This is a genomic window from Serratia sp. (in: enterobacteria) (assembly GCF_046715635.1).
Classification (GTDB): domain Bacteria; phylum Pseudomonadota; class Gammaproteobacteria; order Enterobacterales; family Enterobacteriaceae; genus Chania.
Genome location: NZ_JBKJYW010000534.1, coordinates 1 through 10782, shown reverse-complemented (window position 1 = coordinate 10782; position 10782 = coordinate 1). Strand labels below are relative to the sequence as shown.

11 protein-coding genes and 1 pseudogene are annotated in these 10782 nt (G+C 55.5%); 10 read left to right on the top strand and 2 right to left on the bottom strand.

Annotated elements, in window-relative coordinates:
• From ACLQ7H_RS27465 to hemB, 7 genes and pseudogenes are all read left to right on the top strand, one after another.
• A pseudogene (locus tag ACLQ7H_RS27465) lies at nt 1-183 on the top strand (hypothetical protein); the annotation flags it as partial.
• Complete coding sequence (gene ubiB, locus ACLQ7H_RS27460; RefSeq protein ID WP_411755400.1) at nt 180-1811, top strand: ubiquinone biosynthesis regulatory protein kinase UbiB; 1632 nt, start codon at nt 180-182, stop codon at nt 1809-1811. The pseudogene ACLQ7H_RS27465 and the gene ubiB, both read left to right, overlap by 4 nt.
• Nucleotides 1812-1940: 129 nt before the next feature.
• The gene (gene tatA, locus ACLQ7H_RS27455; RefSeq protein WP_021181467.1) at nt 1941-2207 is read left to right on the top strand and encodes a Sec-independent protein translocase subunit TatA; all 267 of its coding nucleotides are present in this window, start codon (nt 1941-1943) and stop codon (nt 2205-2207) included.
• A gap of 3 nt (nt 2208-2210) precedes the next feature.
• Nucleotides 2211-2783, top strand: coding sequence for a Sec-independent protein translocase protein TatB (gene tatB, locus ACLQ7H_RS27450; protein WP_411755399.1), 573 nt, complete (start codon nt 2211-2213; stop codon nt 2781-2783).
• A gap of 3 nt (nt 2784-2786) precedes the next feature.
• On the top strand, nt 2787-3554 hold the full coding sequence (gene tatC / locus ACLQ7H_RS27445; protein ID WP_411755398.1) for a Sec-independent protein translocase subunit TatC: 768 nt from the start codon (nt 2787-2789) through the stop codon (nt 3552-3554).
• 51 nt (nt 3555-3605) lie between these two features.
• The gene (gene tatD / locus ACLQ7H_RS27440) at nt 3606-4388 is read left to right on the top strand and encodes a 3'-5' ssDNA/RNA exonuclease TatD (protein WP_411755397.1); all 783 of its coding nucleotides are present in this window, start codon (nt 3606-3608) and stop codon (nt 4386-4388) included.
• 14 nt (nt 4389-4402) lie between these two features.
• The gene (gene hemB / locus ACLQ7H_RS27435; RefSeq protein WP_411755396.1) at nt 4403-5425 is read left to right on the top strand and encodes a porphobilinogen synthase; all 1023 of its coding nucleotides are present in this window, start codon (nt 4403-4405) and stop codon (nt 5423-5425) included.
• 42 nt (nt 5426-5467) lie between these two features.
• Here the strand turns inward: hemB and rfaH are convergent, their stop codons facing one another.
• Nucleotides 5468-5956: a transcription/translation regulatory transformer protein RfaH gene (rfaH, locus tag ACLQ7H_RS27430; RefSeq protein ID WP_411755395.1), complete on the bottom strand. Its 489-nt coding sequence runs from the start codon at nt 5954-5956 to the stop codon at nt 5468-5470.
• 242 nt (nt 5957-6198) lie between these two features.
• On the opposite strand from rfaH, the gene pepE reads away from it, so the two are divergent.
• From pepE to fre, 3 genes are all read left to right on the top strand, one after another.
• The gene (gene pepE, locus ACLQ7H_RS27425) at nt 6199-6924 is read left to right on the top strand and encodes a dipeptidase PepE (RefSeq protein WP_411755394.1); all 726 of its coding nucleotides are present in this window, start codon (nt 6199-6201) and stop codon (nt 6922-6924) included.
• 212 nt (nt 6925-7136) lie between these two features.
• Nucleotides 7137-8633 carry a 4-hydroxy-3-polyprenylbenzoate decarboxylase gene (gene ubiD, locus ACLQ7H_RS27420; protein WP_411755393.1) on the top strand — a complete coding sequence of 499 codons (1497 nt, stop codon included), beginning with the start codon at nt 7137-7139 and terminating at the stop codon, nt 8631-8633.
• Between the two features lie 50 nt (nt 8634-8683).
• Entirely contained in the window at nt 8684-9385 is a 702-nt protein-coding gene (gene fre, locus ACLQ7H_RS27415; RefSeq protein ID WP_411755392.1) for an NAD(P)H-flavin reductase, read from the top strand.
• A gap of 151 nt (nt 9386-9536) precedes the next feature.
• Here fre and fadA read toward each other — a convergent pair whose 3' ends face one another.
• Nucleotides 9537-10700 (bottom strand): acetyl-CoA C-acyltransferase FadA, encoded by a 1164-nt coding sequence (gene fadA, locus ACLQ7H_RS27410; protein WP_411755391.1) that lies wholly within the window; start codon nt 10698-10700, stop codon nt 9537-9539.
• Nucleotides 10701-10782: the final 82 nt, after the last annotated feature.

Here is a 10782-nt window from a genome sequence, read left to right as displayed (position 1 = left end):
TTAGGCCTGCTGAAATCCGGTTTGCAGAGCCAGCAACGCTACGTGGCCGAAACGCTGACCGAAGAGTGGCGTATGGCTCCCGGCCCGCTTGAAGTGGTGTGGTTTAACGAAGAGGTTGATGCCACCGTTCGCAGTGTGGATGCACTGATTGCCCGTCTGGACCAGTTGGAGGGTAAACGATGACCCCTGGCGAAATTTGCCGCCTGTATTTGATCGTGCGCGTTTTCCTGAGCTATGGACTGGATGAACTGATCCCCAAGATACGCTTGACGCTGCCGCTGCGCATTGGCCGCCGCCTGCTGTTCTGGATGCCGAACCGTCATAAAGACCAGCCGTTGGGTGAACGCCTGCGCCTGGCGCTGCAAGAGCTGGGCCCGGTGTGGATCAAGTTCGGCCAGATGATGTCGACCCGCCGCGATCTGTTCCCTCCCCATATTGCCGACCAACTGACGCTGCTGCAGGATCGAGTGGCGCCGTTCGATGGCGCGCTGGCGCGTAAGCATATTGAACTGGCGATGGGCGGCCCGCTGGAAACCTGGTTCGATGACTTCGACCAGCAGGCGCTGGCGTCCGCTTCGATTGCCCAGGTGCATACCGCCCGGCTGAAAACGACCGGCCAAGAGGTGGTACTGAAGGTGATCCGCCCGGACATTGGGCCGATTATCAAAGCCGATGTGCGTCTGATGTATCGCCTGGCAGGCTGGGTGCCCAAGCTGATGCCGGATGGCCGCCGTTTGCGCCCGCGTGAAGTGGTGCGTGAATATGAGAAAACCCTGCTCGATGAGCTGAACTTGCTGCGTGAAGCGGCCAATGCTATCCAACTGCGTCGTAATTTTGACGGCAGCCCGATGCTCTACGTGCCAGAGGTTTACTCCGATTACTGTCGTGAAAGCGTGCTGGTGATGGAGCGAATTTACGGTATCCCGGTGTCGGATATTGCGGCTCTGGAACAGCAGAACACCAATATGAAGCTGCTGGCTGAGCGTGGCGTCCAAGTGTTCTTTACCCAGGTGTTCCGTGACAGCTTCTTCCATGCCGACATGCACCCAGGTAATATTTTCGTCAGCTATGAGCACCCGGAAGACCCGTGTTATATCGGCATCGACTGCGGCATCGTGGGTTCCCTGAACAAAGACGACAAGCGCTATCTGGCGGAAAACTTTATCGCCTTCTTCAACCGTGACTACCGTAAGGTAGCGGAGTTGCACGTTGACTCTGGCTGGGTACCGCGTGATACCAACGTGGAAGATTTTGAGTTTGCCATCCGTACCGTCTGCGAACCGATTTTTGAAAAACCGCTGGCGGAAATTTCGTTCGGCAACGTGTTGTTGAACCTGTTTAATACTGCACGCCGCTTCAATATGGAAGTGCAGCCGCAGCTGGTATTACTCCAGAAAACGCTGCTGTACGTTGAGGGCCTTGGCCGCCAGCTCTATCCGCAATTAGACCTGTGGACCACGGCGAAGCCGTTCCTGGAAAGCTGGCTGCGGGATCAGGTAGGCATTCCGGCGGTGATCCGCGCGCTGAAAGAAAAAGCGCCGTTCTGGGCCGAGAAATTGCCTGAGTTACCTGAATTATTTTATGACAGCCTGCAACAGCATAAACTGTTACAACAAAGCGTCGATAAATTGACCAGTCAGATGCAGGCTCAACGCGTTCGGCAAGGTCAATCACGGTATTTGTTCGGCGTTGGCGCTACACTGTTAGTCAGTGGTACGATTTTACTGCTGGGAGGCGTAGAGCTGTTTCCTGCCTGGATGATGGCCGCAGGCGTTGTGGCCTGGATCGTCGGTTGGAAACGCACCGCCTGAATGAATAAAACACCAGGTTAACAGTTGCCGTATTCGCTCTGCAAAAACGGGGCATATCCAACACAAAGATGAAGGGTATATAATGCGGCAGCTTGAATTAGACCCTTTTAATCTCTAGAGGTAACTGCAATGGGCGGTATTAGTATTTGGCAATTGTTGATCATCGCGGTGATCGTGGTGCTGCTGTTTGGTACCAACAAACTCCGTACGCTGGGTTCCGATCTCGGTGCCTCAATCAAAGGCTTCAAAAAAGCGATTGGCGACGACAACAGCACAGCGCCAACCAACACGACTGAAAAAACCAACCACGACGCGGACTTTGCGGCCAAGCCTATCACCGATAAGCAGCCGGAAGTGAAAGCAGCGGAAGAGTCGAAGAACAAAGAGCAGGTATAAACCGTGTTTGACATTGGGTTTGGTGAACTGCTGCTGGTACTGGTGATTGGCCTGGTGGTACTCGGGCCAGAACGGTTACCGGTGGCGGTCAGAACCGTTGCGGGCTGGATCCGAGCGCTGCGCTCTCTGGCGGCTTCGGTGCAGAATGAGCTGACGCAAGAATTGAAGCTGCAAGAGCTGCAGGAAAGTCTGAAGAAGGCGGAGAAAGCGGGCTTGCAGAATTTAACGCCAGAACTCAAAGCTTCAATGGATGAGCTGAAAGAGGCGGCTGAGTCGCTGAAACGTTCTTATCACGTCGATAAGGACGAGCCGCCGCATACCATCCACAATCCAGTGGTCACCGATCCCGAAGCCATTCACGACGGCGTGACGCCAGCGGAAGCGGCGACTACCGCTTCGGCACCTGTTGCCACACCGCAGCCCATAGAGCCCGTACCAGCCGTGCAACGCGAGCCGGTAGTGCCACCTGTGGCTCAGGCAACGATAGTGGATCAGCAAGCCCCTGCTAAGCAGGCCATTCCAGAGCCTGTGGCGGATAAATCCCCTGCGTCTCAACAACCTAGTGGCGAACGTTAAAACATGGCCGTTGAAGATACCCAACCGCTTATCAGTCATCTCATTGAACTGCGTAAGCGGCTGTTGAATTCGATCATCAGCGTGCTGGCGATCTTTATCGTGTTGGTGTTTTTCGCTAACGATATTTATCAGATCGTTTCTGCACCGCTGATCGATCAGTTGCCTGCCGGGGCGAGCATGATCGCCACCGACGTGGCTTCACCCTTCTTTGCTCCGATCAAGTTGACGATGATGGTGTCGGTGATCGTTGCTGCGCCTTTCATTCTCTATCAGGTCTGGGCCTTTATCGCACCAGCTCTGTACCAGCATGAACGCCGCCTGATGATGCCACTGCTGTTTTCCAGCAGCCTGCTGTTTTATCTGGGGATGGCGTTTGCCTACTTTATCGTGTTCCCGCTGGCCTTTGGCTTTTTTGCCAAAACTGCGCCCATTGGCGTCACGATTGCCACCGATATCAGCAACTACCTGAGTTTCGTCATGGCGCTGTTTATGGCGTTTGGCGTGGCTTTTGAGGTGCCGGTTGCCATTATTCTACTGTGCTGGAGCGGTGTCACCACGCCAGATGACCTGAGAAAGAAACGCCCGTATGTGCTGGTCGGTGCTTTCGTAGTGGGCATGCTGTTGACGCCGCCGGACGTGTTTTCGCAAACCCTGTTGGCGATCCCGATGTATCTGCTGTTTGAGGTCGGGGTGTTCTTTGCCCGTTTCTATGTAGGGAAGCGACGCAAGCCAGTAGAAGAAGAGGAAGGCGAAGAGCCACCCGCTTCCTGATACTGTCTGTCTCTAAGCCGCCCGATGGGCGGCTTTTGCTTTGGAAAAACCATGTTTGATATTGGCGTCAACCTTACCAGTTCCCAATTTGCCAAAGATACCGCACAAGTGGTCGAGCGTGCCCAAACCGCAGGCGTGACGGGGATACTGATCACTGGCACCAACGCACCGCAAAGCGAGGCGGCCAGCCTCCTGGCTCGTGCGCATAGCGGCTATTGTTGGTCTACGGCGGGCGTGCATCCGCATGATGCCAGTAGTTGGAATGATGAGGTAGCGCAGCAGATTCACCGGTTGGCATTGCAGCCCTTCGTTGCAGCCATCGGTGAATGTGGGCTGGATTTTAACCGCAACTTTTCTACCCCGGCACAGCAGGAAGTGGCTTTCAATGCCCAGTTGGCATTGGCCGCTGAGCTTAACATGCCGGTATTCCTGCATTGCCGCGACGCACACGCACGTTTTGTTGCACTGCTGACCCCTTGGTTGGATAAACTGCCCGCCGCAGTCGTGCATTGCTTCACCGGCAGCGCCGAAGAGTTACAAGACTGTCTGGCGCTGGGGCTGTCGATCGGTATCACCGGTTGGGTTTGTGATGAGCGCCGGGGTCTCGAACTGCGAGCCTTGTTGCCCCACATCCCGGCGGATCGTCTGCTGCTGGAAACCGATGCCCCCTATTTGTTGCCCCGGGATTTACACCCGAAACCTGCATCTCGCCGCAACGAACCCTGTTTTCTGCCCCATATCATTCGGCAGGTTGCGACCTGGCGCGAAGAAGATCCCGCGTGGCTGGGCCAGAAAACTGATGAGAATGCCCGCCGGTTATTCCGGCTGGTCTGAGTTAGGAGAAAATTATGAGCTATGCATTTCCGGGCACCTTCCCTGGTCGCCGTATGCGCCGTGTGCGCCGTCATGACTTCAGCCGCCGTCTGGTTGCCGAGAATCAGGTAACGGCCAATGACCTGATCTACCCGGTCTTTGTTATGGAAGGCAGCAACCGCCAGGAAGCCGTTTCCTCGATGCCTGGCGTATCGCGCATGAGCATCGACCTGCTGATCAAAGAGGCAGAAGCCATTGCCAAGCTCGGCGTGCCGGTGATCTCCCTGTTCCCGGTGATTGAGCCTGGCCTGAAGTCGCTGCATGCCGAGGAAGCCTACAATCCGGATGGTTTGGTGCAGCGTACCGTGCGCGCGCTGAAAGATGCCGTGCCGGAGCTGGGGATCCTGACCGATGTGGCGCTCGATCCGTATACGACCCATGGGCAGGATGGAGTGATCGACGAGCATGGCTATGTGATCAACGATATCAGCAAAGAAATTCTGGTTCGCCAGGCGCTTTCCCATGCAGAGGCCGGTGCTGAAATCGTGGCTCCTAGCGATATGATGGATGGCCGTATCGGCGCGATCCGCGATCAACTGGAGCTGCAAGGCCTGGTCAATACCCAGATCATGGCGTATTCCGCCAAATATGCCTCATGTTATTACGGCCCGTTCCGTGATGCGCTCGGCTCCACCGGTAACCTGAAAGGCGGCAACAAGAAAACCTATCAGATGGATCCGGCCAACGGTGACGAGGCCCTGCAAGAGATTGCTCAGGATCTGCAGGAAGGTGCGGACATGGTGATGGTGAAGCCAGGGATGCCGTATCTGGACGTCGTGCGGCGTGTCAAAGATACCTTCGGAGTGCCGACCTTCGCCTATCAGGTGTCGGGTGAATATGCGATGCATATGGCGGCGATCCAGAATGGCTGGCTGCAGGAGCAACCGGCGGTGATGGAGTCTCTACTGTGCTTTAAGCGTGCCGGGGCCGATGGTGTGCTGACCTACTTCGCCAAGCGTGTCGCCCAGTGGCTGCATGATGATGCGATGCGCCGTTAATCAGTCGCAGACAAAACAGGCACCCTTGGGTGCCTGTTTATGTTAGAGCTTCTGGAACTGCCGGTTATCGATGCTCTGATTAATCTGCTTGTTGATCAGATTCAGCAGCAGCATGGAGCGAGCTTCACCGTCGGGTTCGGTGTAGATCGCATGCAGGCCCTCGAACACGCCATCGGTGATTAACACCGTATCGCCTGGCAGCGGAGTCTCTGGATCCACATAGTATTCTTCGCTATGTGTCTGGAGTTCTTCGATAACCTGTAGAGGTATCTGGGTCGGTAAGGCTCCAAATCGCACAAAGTGGCTGACACCACGGGTTGCGCTGATCGTGGTGGTGTGAATACGTTCCGGATCGAATTCAACAAACAGGTAGTTGGGAAACAGCGGTTCGTTAACGGCAGTACGCTTGCCACGCACGATTTTCTCCAACGTAATCATTGGGCTCAGGCAGTTGACGGCTTGCCTTACCAGGTGTTCCTGGGCCCGCAACAGCTGGCCGCGCTTACAATAAAGTAAATACCAAGATTCCATAGTTTCACATGCCTTTCTGTCAGCCGTTAAGCATACCAAAAGCCACTACGGATACCTAGTGACGCAAGCGTCCATCTTGTTGCCATGAGTTGCGGCAATCCACGGTAGCCAGCATAAAGTCACATATTTGTTTACCTGATTCAGGTATAACAATAGGCCTCAAATTTACGACAGTCACAGTATGGTGGGCAAGCCTGATGCTCAATGTGACGCCTTTATCATTATTGCACTGAGGGAGAGACATGGAGCTATTTTTGCTAAGTAACGGCAAGCTTTCCGGCGAGGCCGAACTGCTCGGTTATGCCAAGAGCCAGCTGTTGGCCATGATTGAACGCCGTAACATCACGTCGGCCGTATTTATTCCTTATGCCATGATCCGCGGTGATTACGACCAGCGTGCGGGGGAACTGTCGCAGACGTTGGGTATCAAGGTCACCAGCATCCACCATGCCGAGTCTCCGGCAGAGGCGATCGCACAGGCCGAGTGTATTTTGGTCAGCGGCGGCAATACCTGGATGCTGAACCAGATGCTGCATGAAAAGGGTCTGATTGTGCCAATCCAGCGTGCGGTGCGTGAGCGCGAAGTGCCTTATGTAGGTTGGAGCGCCGGCTGTAACGTGGCGACGCCGAGCATCCGTACCACCAACGATATGCCGGTACGCAACAGCGTCGTGTTGCCTGCGCTGGGGCTGTTCCCGGTCCAGATCAACCCACATTACATCGATGCCCACATCAGCGGCCACATGGGTGAAACCCGCGATGAGCGCCTGGCAGAGTTCTGTGCGGTGAACCCAAGCGAGTCGGTTGTCGCACTGCGTGAAGGCAGCCTGCTGCACGTCTGCGGTAACGATCTGCGCTACTTCAGCGCCAGGGAGCAGGGCTTTAAAGTGTTCCACCACGGGGTAGAGATACAGGAATATCATGATACTTTGGCACTGCGCTCGTTGGTGCCGTATAGCTGCCATTGATAAACCGAAGGGGCGCAGAATGCGGCGCCCCTACAGATCCAGCATTGTGGTGACAGCCCAAACCAGTAGCGCTAATGTGGGCAGATTGGCTAGAATTTGTTAATCTATCCCATTGCTGTGAAACGCCTTAAAATCAGCCAGTTAATTAAACGTCGAGCCACCTTGAGATTTTCAGGGTTCGGCGTTTAAATCTTCTACAAATCAATGGTGTAATGGCTTGCATGAAATACCGTGACCTACGCGATTTCCTCTTGTTGCTGGAAAAGAGAGGGGAACTAAAACGCATCAGCCAGCCGATTGATCCCTATCTGGAAATGACAGAAATTGCCGATCGTACGCTGCGAGCGGGCGGCCCGGCATTGCTGTTCGAAAACCCGAAAGGTTACGATATGCCGGTGCTCTGTAACCTGTTCGGCACGCCCAAGCGGGTGGCGATGGGGATGGGGCAGGAAGATGTCAGTGCGCTGCGCGAAGTAGGCAAGCTGTTGGCGTTCCTCAAAGAGCCGGAGCCACCGAAGGGCTTTCGCGATCTGTTCGACAAGGTTCCCAAATTCAAACAAGTGCTGAATATGCCGACCAAGGTGCTGGGCTCTGCCCCGTGCCAGGAACAGGTGTGGCAAGGAGAAGATGTCGATCTCGGCCGTATTCCGGTGATGCACTGCTGGCCGGAAGATGCCGCCCCGCTGGTGACCTGGGGGCTGACGGTTACCCGTGGCCCACATAAAGAGCGCCAGAATCTGGGGATCTATCGCCAGCAGGTGTTGGGCAAGAACAAGCTGATTATGCGCTGGCTCTCGCACCGTGGCGGCGCGCTGGATTATCAGGAGTGGTGTCAGGAACATCCTGGTGAGCGTTTCCCGGTTGCCGTTGCGTTGGGGGCCGATCCTGCCACCATTTTGGGCGCGGTGACGCCAGTGCCAGACAACCTGTCCGAATATGCCTTTGCTGGGCTGTTGCGCGGCAACAAGACCGAAGTGGTCAAATGTCTGTCCTGCGATCTTGAAGTTCCGGCCAGCGCAGAAATTGTGTTGGAAGGGTATATCGAGCAGGGGGAACTGGCGCCGGAAGGCCCGTATGGCGATCACACCGGTTACTATAACGAGATCGATCACTTCCCCGTCTTTACCGTGACGCATATTACCCAGCGGCGCAACGCGATTTACCACTCGACCTATACCGGCCGCCCGCCGGATGAACCAGCGGTGATGGGAGTGGCACTGAACGAAGTGTTTGTGCCGATCCTGCAAAAACAGTTCCCGGAAATCGTCGATTTCTACCTGCCGCCGGAAGGGTGTTCCTATCGCCTGGCGGTGGTGACCATCAAAAAACAGTACGCAGGACACGCCAAACGCGTAATGATGGGGGTCTGGTCTTTCCTACGCCAATTTATGTATACCAAGTTTGTCATCGTGTGTGATGACGACGTGAATGCGCGTGACTGGAATGACGTGATTTGGGCGATCACTACCCGAATGGATCCGGCAAGGGATACCGTTTTAGTGGAGAATACGCCGATTGATTATCTGGACTTCGCCTCGCCGGTTTCCGGACTGGGATCGAAGATGGGCCTGGATGCCACCAATAAATGGCCGGGAGAAACCCAGAGAGAGTGGGGCCGTCCGATTCAAATGGATGAGAAGGTGCGTGCGCGCATCGATGACATCTGGGATGAGCTCGCCATATTCAGTGACAGAGAACCGACGCTTTAAGCGCCAGTCTTTGTTCTCGGTCTTGCATTGATGACCCGACAGAGGAACGCATGACAATCCTGAGCTGTAAAGTGACCTCCGTAGAGGCCATTACCGATACCGTTTATCGGGTACGTTTGGTGCCAGAGGCATCGTTTTCGTTCAAAGCAGGGCAATACCTGATGGTCGTGATGGATGAGCGTGATAAACGCCCGTTCTCTGTGGCCTCGACGCCGGCGCAGCAAGATTATATCGAGCTGCATATTGGCGCTTCTGAACTGAACCTGTATGCCATGGCGGTGATGGATCGCGTGCTAAAAGAGCAGGCTATCACCGTGGATATTCCCCATGGTGAAGCCTGGCTGCGTGAAGAGGGCGAGCGCCCGCTGGTGTTGATTGCCGGTGGTACCGGGTTCTCTTACGCACGCTCGATTTTGCTGACGGCGCTGGAACAGCAACCTAATCGCGATATCTCTATCTACTGGGGTGGGCGTGAGCTGAAGCATCTTTATGATCTCAGCGAACTGGAGGCGATTTCGCTGCAATACCCAAATCTGAAGGTCATCCCGGTAGTTGAACAGCCGGACGACGACTGGCGTGGCCGCAGCGGTACGGTGCTGAGCGCCGTGTTACAAGATTTTGGCTCGCTGGCGGAGCATGATATCTATATCGCAGGTCGTTTCGAGATGGCCAAAATTGCCCGTGAGCGTTTCTGTGCCGAGCGTGGCGCACTAGAGGCGCATATGTTTGGCGATGCTTTCGCGTTCATCTGATTGTACGCGCAGCAGTAAAAACGGGGTGGCCAGATGCTGCCCCGTTTTTATTGGTGCCGAATTTCAGGCATAAAAAAACCCGCCCCTGACAGGCGGGAAGTACGGCAACAAAACCTTTGGGATGCCCTAAAGGGCATCCAATCAGACACAGCTAAACGCGTTCAAATATTGTTGCGATCCCCTGACCCAGGCCGATACACATGGTGGCCAGACCAAACTGCACGTCACGGCGTTCCATATTATTCAGCAGGGTGGTGGAGATACGGGAGCCGGAGCAGCCTAATGGGTGACCCAGAGCAATCGCACCGCCGTTAAGGTTGATCTTATCGTCCATGCTGTCCAGCAGCCCCAGATCTTTAATGCAAGGCAGCGACTGAGCGGCAAAGGCCTCATTCAATTCAAACAGATCGATATCCTGCACGCTCAAACCGGCACGTTTAAGCGCGAGCTTGCTGGCAGGCACCGGACCATAGCCCATGATCGAAGGATCGCATCCCACAACCGCCATTGAGCGGATGCGGGCACGAGCCTTCAGGCCGAGCGACTTGGCACGGGATTCGCTCATGATCAGCATGGCGGAAGCGCCGTCAGACAGTGCGGAAGAAGTGCCTGCGGTGACGGTGCCGTTGACCGGGTCAAACGCCGGGCGCAGTGCCGCCAAGCTGGCAACGGTCGTTTCCGGGCGGATCACTTCATCATAGTCGTAACGTGTCAGTACCCCGTCGGCGTCATGGCCGGTAGTTGGGATAATTTCATTTTTGAAATACCCGGCTAACGTTGCGGCATGGGCGCGTTGATGGGAGCGGGCGGCAAATTCATCCTGCATTTCGCGGCTGATATTATGCATTTTGGCCAGCATCTCTGCGGTCAGGCCCATCATTCCGGCCGCTCTTGCCACGGTGCGGCTCAGGCCTGGATGGAAGTCTACGCCGTGGTTCATCGGGACGTGGCCCATATGTTCCACACCGCCAATCAGGCTGACCTGCGCGTCACCGACCATGATTGCGCGGGCGGCGTCGTGCAAGGCCTGCATTGATGAACCACACAGGCGGTTCACCGTTACCGCTGGCACGCGATGTGGGATCTCGGCCAGCAGAGCGGCGTTACGGGCGATATTGAAGCCTTGCTCCAGCGTCTGCTGCACGCAGCCCCAGTAAATATCATCAATTTCAGCGGCATTCAGCGCCGGGTTACGGCTCAGCACGGCACGCATCAGATGAGCGGAAAGATCTTCCGCGCGTACCTGGCGGAAAGCGCCGCCCTTTGAGCGGCCCATTGGCGTACGTACGGCATCAACAATAACTACGTTTTCCATCTTTATAACCTCATGCCGGTTGGCCAGTGGTGATATCAGACAGCGCCGCTGTCGCCACCGGGTAGTAGCTTTCATTACGTTC